Consider the following 21,783-nt stretch of genomic DNA (forward strand, 5'->3'; position numbering starts at 1 on the left):
ACTCGGCATTGAAGTTGAGTGGGCTGACGGGCCTACCTCTCGTTTTCTGCCTCTTCACAAGCGGCCTTCAGCAGTTGAAGCGCGAATTCCTTTGCGGCCGTTTCGTCGGCGGCGCACAGTTTCAACGGCGCGCACTTCTCCTCCAGATTGCGGATCAGCCTTCGGCGCAGTCTGGAAACCATGCGCGAATCCGTTTTCGCGAGAAGCTCCTGCAAACAGGTGACGGCGACCACCTCGAACATGAGAAGCCGGCCTTCGATTTCCCCTTGCGAAGGAACGGAAAAACGCTCGCCGCCCCGCCTGAAGTCTCGTTCCGTCGAAAGCATTACCGTCTCCCGTTCGTGACCGAGCCCGCAGCTCCGTGAAACTCTAGAATGGAGATGTCCATAATCGCTCCTGCCGGTCAGCAAGGAACCTACAAGGTCAAAATCGGAAACGCTTTGATGAAGGTCAAGGAAGATGCCATCTCACCTGATATCCTCATGGTATCCAACCAGCGAGGTATATCGACATGACGATCAGGACTGTACTCAGCATCCTCAGTGTCAATCAGTTCGAGGAAGATCTCAAAAGCGCGATTGACTTTTGCGGCGCTCACGGCGCGCATCTCAATGCGATGCTGATCTCTCTGGGAGCGCCTCCGATGATCGGCGATTACCATGCCGTCTCTACGGTGTGGATTGAAGAGCGTCAGCGCGAAATCGACGCGCTCTCCCAGAAGACGGAGGAGATCAAGGAGATCCTCGCACAGAGTGACACCTCCCATGAGGTCCAGGACGTCTACACGGAATTTGCCTGGGCCGACGAAGACATTGCCGAAAGGGCGCTTTACGCCGACGTGGTGCTGATTGGCCGGCAGGCCGCCCGAGACGACCAGCTCCGCAAACGCATAATCGACGGCGCGCTGTTCCAATCGCCGACCCCGATCCTGATAAACCGCGGAATGAAGGCAATGAACCCGTCATCGAGATCGGTGCTTCTGGCATGGGATTCGAGCGATGAAGCCTCCCGTGCTGCCCGGCAGGCACTCGACCTGCTCAAGCAAGCGGATACGGTTTATGTCACCATGGTCGACCCTGTCGCCAAAATGCGCTCGAACGGCGAGGAACCCGGCGCCGATATTGCCGCTTTTCTCGCACGCCATGGCGTCCGGGTTCAGGTCGATCGCATCGCGAGCGGCGGCCAAGCGGCCGACCAGATCCTGCGGCAGCATGCTGTCGATGTATCAGCCGACCTGATCGTCATGGGCGCCTACAACCATCCGCGCTGGCAGCAAACGCTTTTCGGCGGCGTAACCCGCAGCATGATCGAAAAAAGCAGGATGCCGATATTCATGGCTCATTGAGGCAACCACGCTGCGCCGGGCCCTGACGGCTGCCTTCCCTGTTCATGCGTGTCGGCGAGCTTTAAAGTTTCGGCGACGCGCATCAGCCTTCGCCTCATTCTTGGCGGAGGGTGCCGGCTGGAGCGTGATTGTCCATAGGCTGGCAAAACGTCAGTCATTTGGCCCCGTCTGACGTATGGAGACAAAAGGGCTAGTCTGCTGCGAAAGCTGCGCGACCCGACAGGGCGCGGATAAAAACTCCGAAGAAAATGTGCGGGGATTCAGCAAGGACCGGAAGCTCTTTCGGCTTCAGCGACCCGACTTCCCACCAATCCGAGTGCTTCTGCAGCATTTCCCAGGCATGAAGGCGTTCGTCGCGCCAGAGGTCGGTGTCGGGAAATTCCTCGAACCTTCCCTCAGCGATGACGCTCGCCCAACCCGCGCCCAGCCGCTGATCCACCTGCAGGCAGATCTTGTCGTTTTCCCGCATCCATTCCAGCTTGCGGCCGGGCATCGAAAAACAATAGGCGACGCCCTTCCCATAGGAGAAGTAAATTGGCACGACATATGGCTGATCACCCTTGCAGCACGCCAGATGTCCAAATCGCGCCTGTTCCAACACGGCATGGCATTCAGCCAGCGTAAGCTCCCTTAAACCCAGTGACATGGGCCGCTCCTTTCGCTTCGCTCGTAAGGTTACAGTACGCGGACACCCGCTTGGTGCATTGATGAGGCGCAAATCATGACCTCCGACGGAGATGATCGCGAAGAAAAACGTGGGGACTACCTCGCTCTCTGCGATCGCTTTATGCCCCTTGATCGTGACGATGCCGGCGCGTTTCACACCTAGCCCGCCGCTCGCGCGCAGGTCACGCAGTAGGGCGTGTAAGGGATGGCATCCAGCCGCGCGGCTTCGATCGGCGAGAGACATCTGACGCAGCGACCGAAAGTTCCGCGCTTCAGGCGCTCAAGCGCCGCATCAATCGATGCGATCTCCTCTCGCCCTTCCCTTCGCATTTCCGTCAGCACCTGATCATTCTCGAGCTGGGTGATCCGATCAGCACTATCCGGGTCCAAGGCGGCGGAAAGATCGGCGTCGATTGCCGAGAGCCGCCGCTCTAAATCCGCCTTCAAGGCTCTCAGCCTTGCTTCCGTCTCTTCGTTCTTCATCGGTATCCTCCCGTTGCAGGGACAGCGCACAAGCCGCCGTCTAACCAAGACTGCCCGGACGGGTCACGCTCCGCCCTGGACGCGCATCAAACGGTTCGCAAGATGCGGTTTCGGCGCATCCTACGAGCAGGTTTGGGCACCCATGTCTTCAATCGTGTCGTCCGCCAGCTCGCGCATAACCTTCGTCGTCGACGATCCCATTCTTGATATGATCCTGGCCAATCGCGCTGACTCCCGCGGGCCTTCGGCTATTGCATTCTGCGTAAAGTCAGCCACGACCTCGAACGTATCGTGGAGTTCGACGCTCTCAACCAAATCATCCAGGAAGGCCTGGTATAGCTGGAGCCGGCGCCCGTAAAAGGTGAGCAGCTCGACCTGGAAGCGCGCAATGGCCTTATATGCCTCGATGTTCCATTTGCAGGCCGCCGGGAAAAAGTGCCCTGTTGCTGCAGGCATTGTCCTGTTCATCATCTCCACTGCGTCGTCGAACATCGCAAGCTCCTCTGATCCTCCTCAAGCTTATCGTCGCGATCCAGACGCCTCCTTGATCTGGGTCAACAGACCAGCCCGGCCGGACAATGTGGGCATCCCGCCAAGGCGACCTCATCGGCCCAACAGACCAGTCGAGATCATCGGGTCGGGATCAATGGCGTTGCGCCGCGCGAAAGCATGCCTCAGGCGATACAGACGATCATGCAGTCCGCACCGAACAGGCATTTCGCGGGGATCACAGCCTTGCTGTTCGCATTCTCGCTGCGCGAGTTCCGCAGGTCGTTGAGGTGACATGCCGCTGCGTAAACTGCGGCGACGTCAATTGACAGCGATCAACGAAACGCCGCTCGAGCGGCCGTATCCTGCTTTCAATAAAGGAGGCAGAAAAATGCTGAAAGTTCGATCGATCATGACTCCCGGTCCGACGACGATCGGGCCGAATACCAAGATCTGGGAGGCCGCCAACACGATGCTGGACCACCGCATCAGCGGCCTGCCCGTTGTCGACGGCGAGGGACGCCTGCTGGGGATCATCAGCGAAAGTGATTTCCTGCGGCGCGGGGAAATCCACACCGAGATTCATCACGGCCTCTGGCGCGCATTTTTCTCGTCTCGCGGCCTGCTTGCGGAAGAATATGCGAAAAGCTTCGGGAATGACGTCACAGAAGTGATGTCCTCTCCGGCGGTGACCATTCAGCCGGACGCATCCGTCGAAACCGCCGCCGAGCTCATGGCCGAGAAAAACGTCAAGCGCCTTCCTGTCGTCGAAGGCGATAAAGTCATCGGGATCGTCACCCGCTTCGACATCATGGCAGCGCTCGTGCGCGAGATGACCAGCCATTGTTCGACGCGAACCGACAGCGACATTCGAAATGCGCTCGAAGCTGAACTGGCGAAGCAAAAATGGGGAGACTCCGTCAGTCTATCCGTCGCCGATGGCGTCGTCACCCTCGAGGGCCGGGTGCTCGACTCCCGGGAAAAGACCGCTCTGCACGTTGCGGCGGAAAACACGACCGGGGTGAAACGGGTGGATGACCGGGTCCAGGTCGTCGCACCCCCAGATATGCCGGTGCCGCCTCCCGGGTTTTATCTCTGATCGATGTCGCAGCGTTCACGCTTCGGGTGAGGGCCGTTGAACTTGCGATGGGGCTCACGCTCTGCAACGCAGGCATCAACGATTGGCAAGCTCTCGCACCCACGAAACTCAGCACGCGCTGCGACAGGAATAGGCATCGCGGTCGACGACGTTCCGGGGTCGGCAATATCCAGGGAACCGCCATGAACCATTTTTCCGCCAGACGCTGGCTGCGTTGGCTTATCGTCGATCATCTTCTGCTGATCGTCGTCATCCTGATGCTGGCCGCCATCTTCAGCATCCTGCTGGTCAAGCCGATGATCGATCACAATCAGCAGAACGCGCCCCTACTGCGCTCGACACCACAGTAGTTGCAGAACAGCGAAGCTCATTCGGCTTCCAGCGACCGGTAGATCTCTTCCTCCTGTGCGAAATGCAGGCGCGTGATGGCCTCGAGGCCATGCAGCAGCCGTTGCACTTCATAGAGCTGCGTCTCCGTCGGCACTCCGCCTTCAAAGGCCTTGCAAAAGGCGCTCAGCTCATGGACTTGCCGACGGATCTCCATGTGGGTTCGGCTCATCCCAGCCAGAATATCGGGCGCCCCGCTTTGCCGCCGAAGACGCGCGTAGACCTGTTCATCCTGTTTCTCATGCGGAAGGAGACGTTCGCATAGCTCGCGATCGAGCCGTCCAAGCTCGTCGCGTGCCCGCGGCTTGGGAAGGCGATGTATGCGCTCGGCCGTGATGCGGATATCGTCGATGACGTCCGCCAGCGCCGTATGCTCAGCCTCCAGTCCGAAGAGATCTTTGCCGCTCAGCCCGGCGGATGAGGCGCCGAACGAGAGAGGCGGCCCCAGTGCGCGAAGTGCATTCAGAATGACCACGACATCGATCGCTTCCTGCAGAAGCGCCCCTTCCACCGGCGCCAGATAGCCAAATGCAGCCGCGACCATGCCAACAATCGAAAGGCCGATGCCGGCATACACGCTTTGCAGCGCGATCGCGCGCGAGCGGCGTGCAATGCGCAGAGCATCGACGATACGGTCGAGACGGTCGACCAGGATTACGACATCTGCCGCCTCGGATGAGGCGGCAGCGCCGCGCGCGCCCATTGCTATGCCGACATCGGCCGCCGCCAGCGCAGGCGCGTCGTTGACGCCGTCCCCGATCATCGCAACGGGGAGGCCCCTCGCCTTCTCCGCCTCGACAGCATTTGTCTTGTCCTCAGGTTTCATGTCGCTGATGACGTCGTCGACACCCACAAACGCGGCAACGGCTTCAGCAAGATCTGCACGATCGCCGGTAACGAGGACGATGCGCGTGACGCCGGCCTCGCGCAGATGTCGCAGCACGGAACCTGCCTCGGATCGAATCTGATCCGCCAGCAGGATGGCTCCGGCAAGCGCGCCATCGACCGCCACGATGATCGCGACTGTTCCCTCGCGCCGTATCCAAGCCTCGACCTCCCGGGTGAAAGCCGAGTCTTCGACTTTCGCGCGCACAAAGCCCCACCCTCCAACGACAATCTCTCGACCGCCTATGCGCCCCACCAAACCCGAACCGGGCGCTTCACGAACGTCGGTGGGCATATCGAGCAACAGCCCTCGTTCTCGGGCGGCGGCCACGAGAGCCCGGGCCATCACATGAGAAGAACTCTGGTCCAGCGATGCCGCCAGCCTCAGGACCTCTGCAGGGTCGAGATCGCCGCGCACCTTCATCTCGATCAGCCGGGCGCGACCATCGGTTAACGTTCCGGTCTTGTCGAGCAGGAATGCCTTTGCGGCCGCGAGCGCTTCGAGAGCGCCTCCGTCCTTGACCAGGATGCCCTTCCTTGCGCAACGCGAGATGCCGGAGACGATGGCAACCGGCACCGCAAGGATCAGCGGACAGGGCGTCGCAACGACAATGACGGCAAGAGCCCGAAAGGCATCGCCCGTCGACGCCCATGCCCAGCCGGCGATAACCAAGGTGAAGGCCAGGAATCCGAGGCCGAACCGGGCGGCCAACCGGACCATCGGCGCCTTCGACTTTTGCGCGGCTTCCACCAGCCGGATGACCCCGGCATAGGTGCTGTCGGCGGCCTCGCTGGTCGCCTGAAGATCAAAAGCATCTCCACCATTCGTGGAGCCGCTCATCACTGCCTGCCCGGGCTTTCGTCGGACAGGCAGCGCTTCGCCGGTGAGCGCGGACTCGTCGAGAACAGCGACCGTCCCGGAAACGATGCCATCAACAGGAACAACCTCGCCGCGGCGCACCAGAATGCGATCGCCGGGCACGATATTGGACAGGGCAACCTCGCGCAGTCCTCCTTCTTCGTAGCGGACTGCGCTGGTTGGCATGCGGCCGAGCAGCGCCGTCATTTCCCGACCAGCCCGGTTTTGGGCGAAATTCTCCAGAAACTGCCCGCCGGTAAACATGAGTGCAACCACGATCCCGGCCAGATATTCCCCGAGGAACAAGGCTCCCGCCATCGCCAGCGCCGCAATGAGATCCAGGCCGAATTCCTTTTTGAGCAGACCTTTTCCGATATCGATGATGAGGATGATGAAGACCACAACCGTTCCGGCTGCCCACAACTGCCCAGCAAGGTCCTGCTGCCCTGCCAATCTGGCACCCCCGCCGGTGGCCAGCGCCAGTGCGACCAATGGCAATATCCACGCCTTGGCCTGACGCCAGCCTCGCATCAGCATCTGGACTTTGCCTCGCTGCTGCAACCGAGATCCTCCTGAAGCCGCGCACTGATGGCTGCGCTGTTGAGGACGTGAAGCGCTTTCTCGCTGCGATAGTTTGCAAGCGAATAGTAGATCGCTTGAGCTTCACCGCGTGCTTCGACGACTTGCCGACGCTTGAGGATGTTAACGATCATCGCACCCCTCTTCTGCACCGATTGCATTGTAGAGAAGACTTGAAATTGCTCATTGACCTACCGCAAAGGGACCAGCCCGCAGCGCCGCACGCCTGTACATCGACGCAGCATCGTCTCGCAGCATGCCGGCTTTTCAAACGGACGGTTGACATCGGCGGCGTTAAGGCCGAAGCCGCACTTGGTCGTGCATGCGCGGCCGTTTTTGCGAGGATTCGAGGAATGAAGACCAAGACGGCCGTCGTCGGTGCCGGAAACCTGATCATGACGGGCGTCGTGCTGATGCTGCTCGGCGATCTGCTCTTTGCGCTGAACGATGCGATGGGCAAATGGTTGATGACGAGCTTTGCCGTCGGCCAGGTGCTGGTGATCCGCTCGGTCGGGGCCTTCATCGTGCTCGGGCCGATGATCCTGCGGCAGGGGCCGATGGCCCTGTTCCGCGTCGAACAGAAGGGCCTCCAGTTCATGCGGGTCGCCATGGCGACCGGCGATGTCGCCCTGTTCTATGCGGCCGTCGCCTATCTGCCGCTCGCCGACGTCATGACCTTCTATATGGCCGGGCCGATCTACATTGCCGCACTCTCGCACTTCTTTCTCGGAGAAAAGATCGGCTGGCGGCGCTGGCTCGCCGTTCTCGTCGGCTTCGCAGGCGTCGTCATCGCGCTTCGTCCGTCGACCGCGATGCTGTCGCTTCCGTCCTTCTTCGGTCTTGCCGGCAGCTTCTCCTTTGCGCTGTCGCTCGTCATGAGCCGCTATCTGCGCTCGACCAGCGACACGACGCTGGTGACATGGCAGACGGTCGCCGCCCTCGTCACCGGCATCGGCTTGAGCATCGGCAACTGGCAGCCGGCGACGCTCGTCGACTGGTCCGGCATGCTGCTGCTCGGTGTCGTCGCCACCTGCGCGCATCTGCTGATTACGCGCTCGCTGAAGCTCGCGCCGGCATCGCTGCTGGCGCCAATGCAATATACGCTGCTGCTCTGGGCGATCGTGCTCGGCTACATCTTCTTCAACGACATTCCCGACATGCAGATCGTCATCGGCGCCGCGATCATCGTCTTCGCCGGGCTTTTCATCTTCCACCGGAAGAATTTGAAGGAGACGGTTCCGGCCGAAGCCGTCCCGCCCGACGGCCACTGAGATCAATCGTCCGCGGCCGCCGGCGGCTCCCAGCCGAAGACGCTGCGGCCGCCGAAATCGGCGGATTGGCGGAATTCGCCGGCGATGATTTCCTTGAGGTCGGGGCCGGTGACGTAGCGTTCCATCTGGCGGGATTGCTCGTCCAGGCGCTTCAGCGCCTGCAGCTCTTCCTCGCGTCCGAGCCTGCCCTTCATCACCGCCGATTTCATCACGCCGATCGTCTCGTCATAGACCTTGAGCGGCACCGGGAAGGGGTGGCGGTCCTTGCCGCCGTGGGCGATCGAGAAGCGCGCCGGGTCGGAAAAGCGGCAGGGTGCGCCGTGCACGACTTCCGCCACCATCGCCAGTGCCTTCACCGTGCGTGCGCCGACGCCGGGGACGAGCAGCAGTTGCTGGAAATCCGCCGGCCCGCGATCGGCCGCGGCGGCCAGATTTCCGTGCAGGCGGCGCATGTTGACGTCGCTCTCGCGCACATCGTGATGGGCGGGCATGATGAGATGCGGCAGCATCGGCTGCTCGGCGGGCTCGGCCGCCGGTTCTTCGGCGCGCAGCAGTGCGGCGGCCTCGCGGACGATCCGGTCGGGGCCGAGCGTCGCCAGAAGATCGAGCTGGCCGCGCCGCGAGCGTTCCGCGCGTTTGTCGGCAAGATTGACGATCTCGCCCTGGCTGCGTCCCTCGATTGCCGCATGCGGCGAGTCGAGGAAGCTTTCGAGCCCTTCGGAGAGCCAGTGGTAGCGCCGGGCCTGCCGCTTGTCGCCGTTCATGCCCTGCTGCACGACCACCCAATGGCCGTCATCGGCGACGATGAAGCCATGCAGGTAGAGATCGAAGCCGTCCTGCAGGGCGGCGCTGTCGACCTTGGCGATGAGACGGCTCGTGGTCGCGAGCCCTTCGCCATCGAGACCGACACGTTCGCCGATCGAGACGAGCTCCTGCGGGGTCTTGCGCGAATGCGCGCCGCGGCCGCCGCAGACATGCAGGCCGAGTTCGCCGGCGCGGGGCTTCAGCCCGCGCTTCAGCGCGCCGAGAACGCTGGTCGTGATGCCGGAGGAATGCCAGTCCATGCCCATGACCGCGCCGAAGGACTGGAACCAGAAGGGATGGGCGAGCCTGCGCAGGAATTCGTCACGGCCGTAATGATGGACGATCGCCTCGGTGATCAGGGCGCCGAGCCGCGTCATCCGGTCGCCGAGCCAATGCGGCACGCGTCCCCCGTGAAGGGGAAGATCGGCGCTGCCTGCTCGCTGTGACATCTCATTTCCTTGCATTTCGCTTGGCCGGCGGCCGCAGATCGCAGCCGCCTCGCCTGCCATCGGGAACCCGGGAAAATTCCGTGCGTTTGCTACCCGTTAGAGGCCGAGGCAATCATGACCGCATTCGAAACCATGTTCAATGACCCGAGCTTGCCCCAGGTAAAATCAAGGCATGGGGATGATCACGAAAAACAGCAGGGCAGCGCCTTGCGCCTCGACGGCAGTGCTGCGAAGGCTGCCTTCCTGATCAACGGCAACAAATATTTCGCCGAAGTCTCTCGCGCGCTGCGACAGGCGCGGCGCAGGGTCTGGATCATCGGATGGGATTTCAATCCCGACATCCTGCTGGAACCGGGAAAATCCGACGAAACATTGGCCGACCTGCTGCATTCGCTGGCGGAAGCAAATCCAGAGCTCGAAATTCGCATCCTCATCTGGGCGCTTGGGCCGATCTATTCGGAAAAATCGCTGCAGGTGCTTCGCAAGAAGAACTTCCCTAGGAACGCCAGGATCGACCTGCGCTTCGATCTCCCGGACGCCTTTCGCGGCTGCCATCATCAGAAACTCGTCTGCATCGACGATGCGGTTTCCTTCATCGGCGGCATCGACCTGACGTCGCGGCGATGGGACACCCGCCGCCACCGCGCAAGAGAGAAGCTGCGCCGCGATCCCGAAGGCGTTTCCTACGATCCGCTGCATGACGTTCAGGCGATGGTCACCGGCGACGCCGCCCGGCTGATCGGCGATATCGCCAGGCGGCGCTGGGAAAACGCCACCGGCGAAAAGCACTCGCCGCTTGCCGAGCGCGCGCCCTTCTCCTGGCCTGAGGATCTTGCCTTTTCGCTGCGGGACATCCCGGTCCGCTTCGTGCTGACGGAGCCGTCGACCACCTTGCGCTGCGGCATCTGCGACGGCATCGCCTCGACGCTCGATATCATCGCCCGGGCGCGGCGCCAGCTCTATATCGAGGCGCAATATCTCGCCTCCTTCCGTGTCGCCGACGCCATCGCCGCGCGGCTGCAGGAGCAGGACGGACCTGAAGTGGTCGTCATCTGTACGCGCAGCTCGCATGGGCTGATCGAAAAACTCGTCATGGGCAGCAATCGCGACCGCGTCATCCGCCGCCTCAAGCGCGCCGATCGCGCAAACCGACTGCGCGTCTACTACCCAGTCGTACCGGGGCCTGCGCCGGGGAAAGAGGGCGAGGTGGAGGTGCTCATCCATTCGAAACTGATGATCGCCGACGACGAGCTTCTGCGCATCGGCTCCTCCAACCTTAACAATCGCTCGGAAGGTCTTGATTCGGAATGTGATCTTTTACTTGAAGCCAGCAACGGCGAGCATCGGCGCGCAATCGCGGATCTGCGCAATCGCCTGCTGGCGGAATATCTCGGAAAGGCCCCCGAGACCTTTGCCGCGGCCTACGCGCAGAGCGGTTCGGTGATCGCGGCGATCGACGCGCTGAACAATGGTCCTCCGGGCCTCAGGGAATTTGCCGTCGAGCTGTCCGGCAGGGTTTCGCCGGTCACAGGCACTGCGATCTTCGATCCGGGCCGGCCCTTCCTGCTCCTACACAGACTGGGCCTCGGCGCCCTCCTCCGCTTCTTCTCCCGCACCACCGCCTGACCGGCGGAAGACGACTTCGCTGACGAGAAGAAGCGTCGTGCCGAGCATCAGCGGGATGAAGAAATAGGCGCAACGGAACGCGATCAGCGCGCCGATCGACGCTTCCTGCGGCACGACATAGGAAACGGTCGCCTCCAGCACGCCGAGACCGCCCGGTATATGCGTTGCGAGGATCGCCGAATTGGCGAGCACGTAAGCCGTGACCGACCGGAAGAAGGCCACGTCGCCTGAGGTCGAGAGCATCTGGTGCAGGCAGGCGGACACCAGCATGAAATTGATCGTCCCGACAGCCACCTGCGCCACCGCGATCGGGAAGCGCGGCAGCTGAAACGACCAGCGCCACAGCCTGAGCCGTCCGCGAATGAAAAACGCGAGGCCCGCATAGACGACCGGCACGATCAGCGCCAGCAGCCCGAAGATGCGGGTGCTTGCCGCATCGGCGCGCAGCAGGCGTGCCGCGTCATCGGGATTGATGGTCAGCGCGAGCCCGCCGAGCGTGACGAGCCCAAGCCCCACGGTGACGCCGCAAAACAGGATGATCTTCGCCACATCCTCCGTCGTCAGCCCCCAGCGCGAATAGAAGCGATAGCGGAAGGCGCCGCTGCTCAGCCCCGCAAAGCCGATATTGTGGCCGAGCGAAAGACTGATGAAGGAGGCGAGCACGATCTTCCGATAGGGCAAGGATTTGCCGAGCGAACGGATCGCCAGGAAATCGAAACAACTGAGGCAGAGATAGGAAGCAGCCGCAAAGAGAAGCGCCGTGCAGAAGGTCGAAAATGGAATGCTGCGAACCGACTGGACGATCTCATCAAGGCTATATTGCTGAAAAATCCGGTAGAGAAGAAAGACCGCAAGACAAAGCGCGGCAACGAGCAGTCCATTCAAGATTATGCTTTTCAGGCTCATCGATCATCCATTCCGAAGTGCGGGCGGCGGGGCTCGTCTTCTGGAACGATCAAACGAGTTCTGTGTTCCCCCGGGGAGGACGAGTTCTGTGTCCCCCTCGGGGAAACAAGCTTTCAGTGGGCCATGCCGAACAAACCGATCAAACTCCTGACCTATAACGTGCACAGCTGCATCGGCAGCGACCGGAAGCTCGATCCCGGCCGCATCGCTTCCGTCATTGCCGAGACGGGGGCCGATATCATCGCGCTCCAGGAGGTGGACGTCGGCAGGCGCAGGACCGGCGGCATCGACCAGGCGCATGTGATCGCCTCGCTTCTGAAGATGCAGGCGCATTTCCATCCGGCGCTGTCGGTCGCCGAAGAACAATACGGCGATGCCATTATCACCGCCCTGCCGACAGGCGCGGTCAAGGCCGGCCCGCTGCCCTCGATCGGCGAAGCCAGGGGCGCGCTTTCCGTCGAGATCATGGTTGGCGACAGGAAACTGCTCGTCGTCAACACCCATCTCGGCCTTCGCGGCCGCGAGCGCATCCGCCAGATGACGACGCTGTTGAATTCCGGCTGGCTGCACGGAACGGCGGAAACGCCTCTTCCCACCGTCCTCTGCGGCGATTTCAACGCCATCCCCTCCTCCGCCACCTACCGGCTCGTCGCCCGCTCGCTGAAGGATGCGCAGCTCGCCGGCCCGGGTGCGCCGAAAGCCACCTTTCCCTCCCGCTATCCGCTGATGCGCCTCGACCACATCTTCGTGACCGGCGATCTCGTCGTCAAACAGGCAAAAGTTCTGGAAACCCGGCTGACGAGGGTCGCCTCGGACCATCTCCCGCTGCTTGCGGAAATCGGTTTCGCCTGACCATCGGGCGTTGGGCGGAATCGCGCGGATCTCATCAATGCAGCATCGGCCCTAGCGGATATTGCGGATGCCTGCAGTGAAAAGTGGTGATAAGCCCGAGGGCGCGTGTCGCAACATCTTCAGCCAGAACGGCATCAGTTGCAGCCAGATCTCCGGCGACAGACAGGATCGCCGTTCCAACCGAGAGCATCGCGGTCCCAAGCGCGTCATCACCTTCCTGCGCCGCCCACCTCGCATTCCGCTCCAGTGTCACGGCCAGCTTCTCCAGCATCGCCTGCCGTTCCGAAGGAGCGAGATCGCCAAATGCGGGGTTCAAACCGGCTGCCAATGCCTTCATCGCGACGCCTGCGATTTGTTGTTGGTAGGCTGCAAACGCGCGAAATGTCCGAAAGATGCGTTCGATGGCGGACGGGGTGCGGACCGTGCCGGCAAGTTTCGAAACAGGCTCGGAGCGCCTGAACGCTTTGCCGAGAGCGCCCTACCCTTAAGGATGGATGAATGGGGCCGCCTCAAGAGGTTGATAAGCTTCATCATCTGACCCATATAGAAACGGCTGCGGCCAGCTCAGCTGGGCGCAGGCTTGGGAAAACCCCGAGCCTGCCTTTTTGGCAGGCTGATACGCTTCTTTAAGCGAAGGCTCGCAAGGAACAGATTGCCCTTCCCGCGAGTTCATTGACGCAATTTAATCGGAGACGAATATGGATCAATTTGCCAGCAGCAATACGATGCTTGCGCTGCGCCTTCAACAGGCGCGGCTTGCAAAGGGTTACAGTCTGGAAGACCTTGCAATCGCGACCGGACTGACAATTGATGAAATTGCCGCGGCCGAAGAGCCGGGCAACAATGTGCCTCAGCATCACGTCGATCGTATCGACCATGCTCTCGGCTGAGCTTTAACGACACAGATAGAGACTTCGGCGGACAGTCCCACCATTGAAGTCCGTCACACCGCCAGCATTAGAAGGCTCATCAATTCAGCCAACCTCGACGAACACGACGCGCCGTCGACGGCGCGTCAGTGACGGCTATAGAGCGGCGGCATCACGTCTTCGTCGGCAAGCTCGGGATAGAGCTGCCGGCGCGTGCGGGCGAGCGCTTCGGCCTCCCTGCGGTTCCGGTCCAGGAGAGCCGATGTCACATCCTTGTAGGGCGCGCCCTCCGACAAGGCGACGCGCACGGTTGCGCCCTGCGAGAGGAAGTCGCAGAACGACTGCACCGAGCGAAGGCGCGTCGTGATCTCGACGTAGCGGTCGTCATATCCAGCCATGCCTGCCTCCTTCTAAAGCGCGTCGGGATCTTTCAGATCCGCTCATTGCGCTTTAGGCTTTTGCTTTCACGCATGTCGTTGCCGCAAAACCGCACCACACTTTTGCGCGACACGCGTCAGGAAAGGCAAGATTTCACGCACACTTCGGCAAGAAGATGGCGGCCGGTCAGATCACCATCTGCTCGCCGAGCTCGACGACGCGGTTGCTCGGCAGCTGGAAATAATCGGAGGGATCGATGGCGAAACCGGCCATGGCGATGAACAGGCGGTCCTGCCAGCGGGGAAGACCGGTATTGGGATCGCCGACCAGCTTGCGCCGCCCGACATAGAAGGAGGTCGACATGATCTCGAACTGGAATCCCGCCTGCCGGCAAAGCGGCATGGCCGCCGAGACGTTCTGATCTTCCATGAAGCCGAAATTCAGCTGGATCTTGCTGAAGCGGGGCGAGATCCGCTCGATCGTCACCCGCTGGGATTCCGGCACATAGGGCCGCGACGCCGTCCTGATGTTCAGGATGACGTTCTGCTCGTGAAGGACCCTGTTGTGCTTGATGTTGTGCAGCAGAACGCTGGGCGCCATGTCGGGAACGCTCGAGAGGAAGATCGCCGTTCCCGGGACATCGACCGGGCTATGTTCCGACTTGCGCTCGATCGACCTGACGAACTGGGCAAGCGGAATGTCGTTGCGCGCGGCCTTGTCCCGCACGAGCAGCGTTCCCTTCTTCCAAGTCCACATCATCGCGATCAGCACGGCGGCGATCAGCACCGGAACATAGCCGCCGTCGTGGATCTTCAGGAGGTTGGCGCTGAGGAAGACGCTCTCCAGCACGAAGAGCGGAAGCAGGACGGCAAGGGCGGCGAGCACCGTCCAGCCCCAGACGGCGCGAAGGAACTGGAACGACAGGATGGTGGTGACCACCATGGCGCCCGTGACAGAGATCCCGTAGGCCGTTGCCAGCGATTCCGAGCTGCCGAAAGAGAAGATCAGGGCGAGCACGCCGATCAGCAGCACCATGTTGACCGCGGGCACATAGATCTGGCCGGTGTTAGACGCGGAGGTGAAGCAGATTTCCAGACGCGGCAGGAAGCCCAAGTGAATGGCCTGGCGGGCGAGCGAGAAGGCGCCGGTTATGACAGCCTGGCTGGCGATGATCGTCGCGGCGGTCGCCAGGAGTACGGCGGGCAGCATCGCCCATTCCGGAAACAGCAGGAAGAACGGATCGGATGCGGCAGCCGGGTTCTTGAGGACGAGGGCGCCTTGTCCGAGGTAGTTGAGAGCAAGCGACGGGAAGACCACCGCGAACCAGGCGACCTGGATCGGCTTGCGTCCGAAGTGCCCGAGATCGGCATAGAGCGCTTCCGCGCCCGTCACGGTCAGGAATACCGCGCCGAGGATGACGAGGCCGACGAAGCCCGCATGGGTGATGAAGTCGAAGGCGTAGAACGGGTTGAGTGCGGCGAAAATCGACGTATCGTCGGCGATGTGAAGCAGGCCAGCAATGCCCATGACCACGAACCAGACGAGCGTGATCGGCCCGAACAGCTTGGACACGGCGGCGGTTCCGACCGATTGCACCAGAAAGACCATGAGCATGATCGCCACTGCGATCGGCAGCACATAGGGCGTGAAAACAGGCGTCACCAGCTTCAGGCCTTCGAGCGCCGAAAGAACCGAGAGTGCCGGCGTGATCATGGCGTCGCCGATGAAAAGGGCCGCACCGATGATGCCCGCGAAGAAGAAGATCGTCGCGTGCCTTTTCGTCTTCTTCATCAGAAGCGCGAGCAGCGAAAGCGTGCCGCCCTCGCCGTCATTGTCGGCCCTGAGAAGGAAGAGCACGTATTTGAAGGTGACGATGATCGTCAGCGTCCAGATCATCAGCGAGATCAGCCCGATCACCTCGTGCGGAGCCGCGCCATCATGGGCAAAGGGCCGAAGCGCCTCACGAAAGGCATAAAGCGGGCTGGTGCCGATGTCGCCATAGACGACGCCGACCGCACCGATCAGAAGCCCCGCGAACTGTCGCGAACCATGGTGGCTGCTGGCTTCGTGGGCTGTTGCACTCATCAGGCATCCTCGGCTGTTGACCCAGACCAAGGATATGGTGCGGCCACCGCGATTTGAAACGACATTCTAGCCTAATCGATTTTCACCGGGATCCCCAGATTTTAGGCCTGGTCGCCTTAAATCGGAATCCCGGTTCAAATCAAGGGAAACAGAACATGACCCCGCTCGAAAACTCATATGTCCCGGCATCAGGCTTTCGCCAATTTCCGGTTCAGGGCGGCGGCAGCGAGCGGCAGGGCCGTGGTTGCCACGGTTCCGAGCGGCAGCCGCCGGATGCCGCGCGCGACGACGAATGCCGCCGCCATCGCGCCCGCCAGCTTGAGCCATGGCCGGTCGCCGAGCTGCGCATGCGCGCTGGCATCGGCCCATCGGACGTTTTCCGTCACGACGGTTGCGGCCTGATCCCTGATCACATGGAGCCTGGCCCGGAGATTTTCGAGCTCTTCCCGCAACTCCCGCAGACGGCCTTCGAGAGCATGCCCTTCGGAGACCTCGACGGTTTCCACGACATAGGCTTCGAACGGGACATCCTGGCCGAGCGTGGCGAGATAGGCACGGTATTCCGCCTCGCTCGCAAAACCCTCGCGCCTGACGAGGTCAGGATTGATCTCGGCCTCTCCTCTATCTGTCAGCGGAATGCCGGCATCGTCGAGCCTGTCGTTCGTGCCGGCGGGTTCGTTCTTGAACATGATGCGTCTCCCATGTTTCCTCACGGCAGAACGCCCGATGGCCGAAATTGATCCCTTCCGCCGGCAGAAGACGATTTCATTGCCCCGGCGGGCTGAAGCGTTCCGGCCGGAAATCCGCCAGCAGCGGGTGGCGGCGTCCGGTGGCGATCTCGTCGGCGAGCAATTCGCCGGCAATCAGGCCGAGCGTCGCGCCGCTATGGCTGAAGGCGACGAAATACCCCCAGATCGACGGCAGTTCGCCGAAAACCGGCTCGCCATCGCCCGGGATCGGCTTCGGGCCGACGCCGTAATCCTCGATTTCGAGCGCGGGGTTGCCTTCCAGAACCTTCGAAGCCTCGCGCAGCAGCCCGTCCAGCGTCGATTGCCTGACCTCATAGCTACCGTCCGCCTTGATGCCGACCTCTTCCTCCGACCAGGCGGAATCGAGCGCGAAACCGCCATTGGGTGTCGGCCGGATGGCAACGCGGGGCGTGTTGAGCACAGCTTTCAGCGGGTGGCGGACCGGCTTGGTCCTGACGAGAAGGGCGACCGGCGTCGCGTCCTCGATCGTCTCGCCGACCTCGGCCACGATCTGGGGAACGGCGCCGCCCGCAGCAAGCAAGACGGACTCAGCTTCCCAGCGCCGGCCATCCGCAGCGGTCACGCCGCAGACGCGCGCACCTTCGATTTCGACCGTCGCGCGTCCGGCATCCGTGACGATCTCGCCGCCGAGGACACGGAATTCCTCTGCGAGAATGCTGATCAGCGAGGGAAGATCGACCCAGCCCTCCCCCGGGTTGAAGATCGCGCCTTGCGGCGTCACGGCGCTCGCGTCGACGCCCGGTGTGGCCCCGCCGATCTCATCAGGGGAGAGCCATTGCGCGTGGTAGCCGAGCGCGTGCTCATAATCGACGATTTCGGCGATCTCGTTGCTGGCGTCATCCGCATCCCAGGTCAGGCCGCCTTCGAAGCGCAGCCAGGGCGCATCGGGATATCGGGCGGCGAGCGTGCGATAGCGGTCGATGCCGGCAAGACGCAGCCGGTGATAGGCATCGGAGCGTTTGCGCGCCGAATTGAGCCAGGCGAGCGAGCGGCCGGAAGCGCCATTGGCAAGCGGCCCGTCATTGACGAGCACGGTGGCGATCCCCAGCCGGGCGAGATGGACCGCTGTCGAGACGCCGAATATGCCGCCGCCGATGATGACGACCTTCGAAGGTTTGGGGGAAGCATTCATGTCGATAACCTTGTTTCCTGCTTTTGCTTCACTGGAACGAAATCAGGCGCCTGGGGGCCGTCTCAGAGGACTTCCGCGAGGAAGCGCTGCAGCCGCTCGCTTTTCGGATTGTCGAAGATCTCTTGTGGCGAACCTGCCTCGACGATCCGTCCCTCGTCCATGAACACCACCTGGTCAGCCACGCGGCGGGCAAATCCCATCTCATGGGTCACGACCGCCATCGTCATGCCCTGGCGGCCGAGCGCCGCCATCAGATCGAGAACGCCCTTCACCAGCTCGGGGTCGAGCGCGCTCGTCACTTCGTCGAAGAGAATGATCTCGGGATCCATGGCGAGCGCGCGGGCGATGGCGACGCGCTGCTGCTGCCCGCCCGACAGGCCGGACGGACGGTGATCCCTGCGCGCGGCGAGCCCGACCTCGGCTAGGCGCGCCTCGGCGATGCGCCGCGCCTCCTGTCTCGGTATCTTCTTGATCTTCGTCAGCGACAGCATGACGTTTTCGAGCGCGGTGTGATCGGGAAACAGGTTGAAATGCTGGAACACCATGCCGACGCGCCGGCGCAGCTTCTCCGGCTTCATGGCGAGGATGCTGTCGCCGTCGAGCAGGATGTCGCCGCCCTTCGGTTCGACCAGCCTGTTCAGGCAGCGCAGCAGCGTCGACTTGCCCGAGCCGGACGGGCCGATGATGCAGGTGACGCTGCCCGGCGCGATGTCGAGATCGATGCCCTTGAGCACGTCGAGTTCGCCGTAAGCCATGCTGAGATCGCGGATGCCGAGCGCCCCACCCTTGAAGCGCGGCCTGTCGGCGGCAGCGGGTTCGGCGGCCGCCTGCAACTCGCTCACCTCGACCAATCCGCTCGCAGCCCCAGAGCCATGTCCCTGTTTTCCCAGCCGCAGCCGCGCATCGATGAAATTGACGAAGTGGGTCAGCGGCACGGTGATGACGAGGTAGAACACGCCCGCCAGCAGCAGCGGCGACAGATTGCCGGTGACGACGGCCTGATCCTGCCCGACGCGGAAGATCTCCCGCTCGGAGGCGAGCAGACCCAGGAAATAGACGAGGCTCGAATCCTTGACGTTGCCGATGAACTGATTGACCAGCGCCGGCAGCACGCGGCGGATGCCTTGCGGGATGACGATCAGGCGCATGCCCTGCCCGTAGCTCATGCTGAGCGCTCGGCAGGCCTCCATCTGGCCGCGCTCGACGCTCTGGATGCCCGAGCGGAAGATTTCGCCGATATAGGCGCCGGCAATCAGGCTGAGCGCCAGGATGCCGAGCGGGAACGGCGACGGGCCGAAAATATCCCGTCCGATCCGGGCAAAGCCCTGGCCGATGATCAGGATGGTGACGATCGCCGGCAGCCCGCGGAAGATATCGGTATAGATGCGCGCCGGCAGCCGCAGCCAGCGGGATTGGGAGATGCCCATGACCGCCAGCACCATGCCGATGACGACGCCGAGCACGGTCGAGGCGGCCGCCAGGATCAGCGTATTCTTCAGGCCGACGCTGATCATGCTCGGCAGCACCTCGGCCATCGCATCCCAGTCGAGGAAGCTGCGGCGCAGATTTTCAAGCCAGTTCATTGCAATCCCCATCGAAGCCCTTGCCGGACATGCAGCCGGCAAGGGTCAGCCGTTCGTCAGCGGACGGCGAGCAGCCTCACTTCTTGGGAAGATACTGGTCCGGCATCGGCGAGCCCGGGAACCATTTTTCGTAGAGGGTCTTCCAGGTGCCGTCCTGCATCGCCTCGTGTAGCGCGCCGTTCAGCGCCGTGCGGAAGGCGTCATTGCCCTTGTGGATCACGAAGCCCGCCGGCGCGTCGAAGGAGGGGATGTTGACGGCGACCTTCAGCGCCGGATAGCGCTCGCCATATTGCTTGGCGGCCTCGTAGTCGAGGAAATGCGCGTCGATCGTGCCGTTGTTGAGCGCGGCGACGGCGGAATTGTTGTCGGGGAATTTCACCAGATCGGTCTCGCCGAAATTCTTGGCGGCATAGACTTCCTGCAGGGTTCCCTGGACGACGCCGAGGCGCTTGCCCTTCAGCCCGCCCGCATCCTTGATCGCCGCATCCGGCGTCAGCACGGAGAGGTAGCCGGCGAGATAACCATCGGAAAAATCCACCGTCTTCTTGCGGGCCTCGGTGGTTCCGATCGCCGCGACGGCCACGTCGAACCGTTCGTTTGCGACCGACGGCAGCAGGGCTGAAAATTCCTGGCCGGTGAACGTCACCTTGTCCTTGGGAAAGCCGATACGGGAGACGACGTTGAGGAACAGTTCGATATCGAAACCGGTGAACTGCCCGTCCGCCGTCGCGAACGTATAGGGCTTGGCGTCGCCCATCGTGCCGACGCTGATCGTCCCCGGCTCGATGAGATTATAGGGGTTTTCCGCCGCGGCCACGGAACCGGCTCCCATTGCCAGCAGACATGTCAGAAGGCCGGCCCGCACGGGTGCCGCGATCGCTGCGAAAGATTGAAAAGGCTTCATGGTCGTTCTCCGCTCTGAAGGATGCTCTTGTCGGCATTCGGATTTGCCCCGCCCTGCCGATCTCGGCAGAGGCGTCTGGACAAGATACCGGTCTCCTTTATAAAGAGACCGGTCTCAAAGCATATTTGATATCTGTCAATTGACCGGCCGTCAACAACTCTTGTAGTGCTGCCCCATGGAAGATTCCGCTGCTCCGAAACGTTCAGTCACGGTCGCCGACGTCGCGAAGGCGGCGCGCGTCTCAAAGGCGACGGCCGCCCGCGTGCTCGGCGGCTATGGCGTCGTCAGCGACAAGATCAGGGACGAGGTCATGGCGGCAGCCGCCGCGCTCGAATACCGCCCGAACGAACTCGCCCGCAGCATGAGCACCGGACGGTCCGGCATCATCGGGGTGGTGGTCGGGGATATCGAGAATGCTTTCTTCAGCCTCGCCGTGCGCGGCATCACCGATGCGGCCCGCCTTGCCGGCTTCAACGTCATCATCGCCAATTCCGGCGAAGAACTCGGAGCGGAAAAATCGGCGGTCGACCTGCTGATCGGCAAACGCGTCGACGGGCTGATCGTCACACCCGCCCGCTGCGACAGCATGGAGCATCTGCAACAGGTCCGCCGCGCCGGCGTGCCCCTGGTGCTGTTCGACCGCAGCATCCCGGAACTCGATGTCGACGCCGTGACCGGCGACGACCGCGACGCCGCGACCGCCGCAACCCGATACCTCATCGGGCAGGGACATCGCCGGCTCGCTTATGTCTCGGCCATGGAAGCGGAGGACGGCGGGCTGACCGACATCGGACGGATCTCGAATTCGGCGGTACGCGAACGCGTCGAGGGTTTTGTCGGCGTTTTGACTGAGGCGGACCTGCCGAACCCGCTTCACTATGTCAGGCTCGGCGCCACGGACCAGCGGCAGACGGACGCGGTGATCGAACGCCTGCTCCAGGACGCGTCACCGCCGACGGCGCTCCTGGCATCGGACAGCCTCGTCGGGCTCAGGATCTTCAAATCGCTGCAGTCGCTTGGGCTTTCGATCCCGAACGACGTCTCGATGATTTCCTTCCTGGATGCCGACTGGACCAGCGTCACCGTTCCGCCGATCACCATCGTCGACCAGCGCGTCTACGAGATGGGCAAGCTCGCCGGCGAGCGCCTGGTCGCCCGCATCGAGCGAGCCCCTCTTGCCGTCGAGCGTCTGCAGGTCGCAACGAGCCTAGTGATACGCGGCTCCGTCGCGACGATCGGCCGGTGACGGTGCCGGTTCGGCCGAATGCTGGGTTCTGGTGATCCCGTTTTTCCGGCCTCCGCTGAGAAAGAGGATGTGTCCGCTTTAGAGCGTCGGGCGCGATTTTTGAATCCTGCTCGATT

Annotated in this window: 23 protein-coding genes; 8 read left to right on the top strand and 15 right to left on the bottom strand. The window is 62.4% G+C overall.

The window, feature by feature from the left end:
• Positions 1-32: 32 nt before the first annotated feature.
• Positions 33-326 (bottom strand): hypothetical protein, encoded by a 294-nt coding sequence (locus CO670_RS19390; RefSeq protein WP_097591735.1) that lies wholly within the window; start codon positions 324-326, stop codon positions 33-35.
• A gap of 185 nt (positions 327-511) precedes the next feature.
• On the opposite strand from CO670_RS19390, the gene CO670_RS19395 reads away from it, so the two are divergent.
• Positions 512-1,345 carry a universal stress protein gene (locus tag CO670_RS19395; RefSeq protein ID WP_097591736.1) on the top strand — a complete coding sequence of 278 codons (834 nt, stop codon included), beginning with the start codon at positions 512-514 and terminating at the stop codon, positions 1,343-1,345.
• Positions 1,346-1,535: 190 nt separating this feature from the next.
• Here the strand turns inward: CO670_RS19395 and CO670_RS19400 are convergent, their stop codons facing one another.
• The 3 genes from CO670_RS19400 to CO670_RS19410 form a co-directional block, all read right to left on the bottom strand.
• Positions 1,536-1,991, bottom strand: a complete 456-nt coding sequence (locus CO670_RS19400) for a pyridoxamine 5'-phosphate oxidase family protein (RefSeq protein ID WP_097591761.1) — start codon at positions 1,989-1,991, stop codon at positions 1,536-1,538.
• Between the two features lie 179 nt (positions 1,992-2,170).
• On the bottom strand, positions 2,171-2,494 hold the full coding sequence (locus tag CO670_RS19405) for a TraR/DksA C4-type zinc finger protein (RefSeq protein WP_097591737.1): 324 nt from the start codon (positions 2,492-2,494) through the stop codon (positions 2,171-2,173).
• A 120-nt stretch (positions 2,495-2,614) separates the two neighbouring features.
• On the bottom strand, positions 2,615-2,986 hold the full coding sequence (locus CO670_RS19410; protein WP_097591738.1) for a hypothetical protein: 372 nt from the start codon (positions 2,984-2,986) through the stop codon (positions 2,615-2,617).
• Between the two features lie 292 nt (positions 2,987-3,278).
• On the opposite strand from CO670_RS19410, the gene CO670_RS19415 reads away from it, so the two are divergent.
• Positions 3,279-4,082, top strand: a complete 804-nt coding sequence (locus CO670_RS19415) for a CBS domain-containing protein (RefSeq protein WP_097591739.1) — start codon at positions 3,279-3,281, stop codon at positions 4,080-4,082.
• 182 nt (positions 4,083-4,264) lie between these two features.
• Positions 4,265-4,432 carry a hypothetical protein gene (locus CO670_RS33035; protein WP_176538982.1) on the top strand — a complete coding sequence of 56 codons (168 nt, stop codon included), beginning with the start codon at positions 4,265-4,267 and terminating at the stop codon, positions 4,430-4,432.
• Between the two features lie 17 nt (positions 4,433-4,449).
• On the opposite strand, the gene CO670_RS19420 is transcribed toward CO670_RS33035, so the two are convergent.
• Together CO670_RS19420 and CO670_RS19425 are read right to left on the bottom strand one after the other, a co-directional pair.
• A complete protein-coding gene (locus CO670_RS19420) occupies positions 4,450-6,750 on the bottom strand; it encodes a heavy metal translocating P-type ATPase (protein ID WP_210202689.1) in 2,301 nt (766 codons plus the stop codon).
• On the bottom strand, positions 6,744-6,926 hold the full coding sequence (locus CO670_RS19425; RefSeq protein ID WP_097591740.1) for a hypothetical protein: 183 nt from the start codon (positions 6,924-6,926) through the stop codon (positions 6,744-6,746). Before CO670_RS19425 ends, CO670_RS19420 begins: the two co-directional genes overlap by 7 nt.
• A gap of 219 nt (positions 6,927-7,145) precedes the next feature.
• On the opposite strand from CO670_RS19425, the gene CO670_RS19430 reads away from it, so the two are divergent.
• On the top strand, positions 7,146-8,063 hold the full coding sequence (locus CO670_RS19430; RefSeq protein ID WP_097591741.1) for a DMT family transporter: 918 nt from the start codon (positions 7,146-7,148) through the stop codon (positions 8,061-8,063).
• A gap of 2 nt (positions 8,064-8,065) precedes the next feature.
• Here the strand turns inward: CO670_RS19430 and CO670_RS19435 are convergent, their stop codons facing one another.
• Positions 8,066-9,316, bottom strand: a complete 1,251-nt coding sequence (locus CO670_RS19435; protein WP_097591763.1) for a DUF763 domain-containing protein — start codon at positions 9,314-9,316, stop codon at positions 8,066-8,068.
• Positions 9,317-9,430: 114 nt separating this feature from the next.
• On the opposite strand from CO670_RS19435, the gene CO670_RS19440 reads away from it, so the two are divergent.
• Positions 9,431-10,942: a phospholipase D-like domain-containing protein gene (locus CO670_RS19440; RefSeq protein ID WP_097591742.1), complete on the top strand. Its 1,512-nt coding sequence runs from the start codon at positions 9,431-9,433 to the stop codon at positions 10,940-10,942.
• Here the strand turns inward: CO670_RS19440 and CO670_RS19445 are convergent.
• The gene (locus CO670_RS19445) at positions 10,886-11,848 is read right to left on the bottom strand and encodes a lysylphosphatidylglycerol synthase domain-containing protein (protein ID WP_097591743.1); all 963 of its coding nucleotides are present in this window, start codon (positions 11,846-11,848) and stop codon (positions 10,886-10,888) included. The genes CO670_RS19440 and CO670_RS19445 overlap by 57 nt on opposite strands.
• Positions 11,849-11,971: 123 nt before the next feature.
• On the opposite strand from CO670_RS19445, the gene CO670_RS19450 reads away from it, so the two are divergent.
• Complete coding sequence (locus tag CO670_RS19450; RefSeq protein WP_097591744.1) at positions 11,972-12,700, top strand: endonuclease/exonuclease/phosphatase family protein; 729 nt, start codon at positions 11,972-11,974, stop codon at positions 12,698-12,700.
• 34 nt (positions 12,701-12,734) lie between these two features.
• On the opposite strand, the gene CO670_RS19455 is transcribed toward CO670_RS19450, so the two are convergent.
• On the bottom strand, positions 12,735-13,037 hold the full coding sequence (locus CO670_RS19455; protein ID WP_097591745.1) for a hypothetical protein: 303 nt from the start codon (positions 13,035-13,037) through the stop codon (positions 12,735-12,737).
• Between the two features lie 361 nt (positions 13,038-13,398).
• Here CO670_RS19455 and CO670_RS19460 point away from each other — a divergent pair, with 361 nt between their 5' ends.
• Entirely contained in the window at positions 13,399-13,590 is a 192-nt protein-coding gene (locus CO670_RS19460; RefSeq protein ID WP_097591746.1) for a helix-turn-helix transcriptional regulator, read from the top strand.
• A 125-nt stretch (positions 13,591-13,715) separates the two neighbouring features.
• Here the strand turns inward: CO670_RS19460 and CO670_RS19465 are convergent, their stop codons facing one another.
• The 6 genes from CO670_RS19465 to CO670_RS19490 all read right to left on the bottom strand — a co-directional run bounded on the left by CO670_RS19465 (position 13,716) and on the right by CO670_RS19490 (position 20,421).
• The gene (locus CO670_RS19465) at positions 13,716-13,967 is read right to left on the bottom strand and encodes a hypothetical protein (protein WP_097591747.1); all 252 of its coding nucleotides are present in this window, start codon (positions 13,965-13,967) and stop codon (positions 13,716-13,718) included.
• 166 nt (positions 13,968-14,133) lie between these two features.
• On the bottom strand, positions 14,134-16,032 hold the full coding sequence (locus CO670_RS19470; RefSeq protein WP_097591748.1) for a potassium transporter Kup: 1,899 nt from the start codon (positions 16,030-16,032) through the stop codon (positions 14,134-14,136).
• Between the two features lie 188 nt (positions 16,033-16,220).
• Positions 16,221-16,721: a hypothetical protein gene (locus CO670_RS19475; RefSeq protein WP_097591749.1), complete on the bottom strand. Its 501-nt coding sequence runs from the start codon at positions 16,719-16,721 to the stop codon at positions 16,221-16,223.
• 76 nt (positions 16,722-16,797) lie between these two features.
• Positions 16,798-17,934, bottom strand: a complete 1,137-nt coding sequence (locus CO670_RS19480; protein ID WP_097591750.1) for an FAD-binding oxidoreductase — start codon at positions 17,932-17,934, stop codon at positions 16,798-16,800.
• A 62-nt stretch (positions 17,935-17,996) separates the two neighbouring features.
• Positions 17,997-19,517 carry an amino acid ABC transporter permease/ATP-binding protein gene (locus tag CO670_RS33675; protein WP_097591764.1) on the bottom strand — a complete coding sequence of 507 codons (1,521 nt, stop codon included), beginning with the start codon at positions 19,515-19,517 and terminating at the stop codon, positions 17,997-17,999.
• A 76-nt stretch (positions 19,518-19,593) separates the two neighbouring features.
• Positions 19,594-20,421, bottom strand: a complete 828-nt coding sequence (locus CO670_RS19490; protein WP_097591751.1) for an ABC transporter substrate-binding protein — start codon at positions 20,419-20,421, stop codon at positions 19,594-19,596.
• A gap of 175 nt (positions 20,422-20,596) precedes the next feature.
• On the opposite strand from CO670_RS19490, the gene CO670_RS19495 reads away from it, so the two are divergent.
• Entirely contained in the window at positions 20,597-21,667 is a 1,071-nt protein-coding gene (locus tag CO670_RS19495; RefSeq protein WP_097591752.1) for a LacI family DNA-binding transcriptional regulator, read from the top strand.
• The last annotated feature ends 116 nt before the right edge of the window (positions 21,668-21,783 follow it).

This window comes from Rhizobium sp. J15, from assembly GCF_002531825.1.
In the GTDB taxonomy this organism is placed as follows: Bacteria; Pseudomonadota; Alphaproteobacteria; order Rhizobiales; family Rhizobiaceae; genus Rhizobium.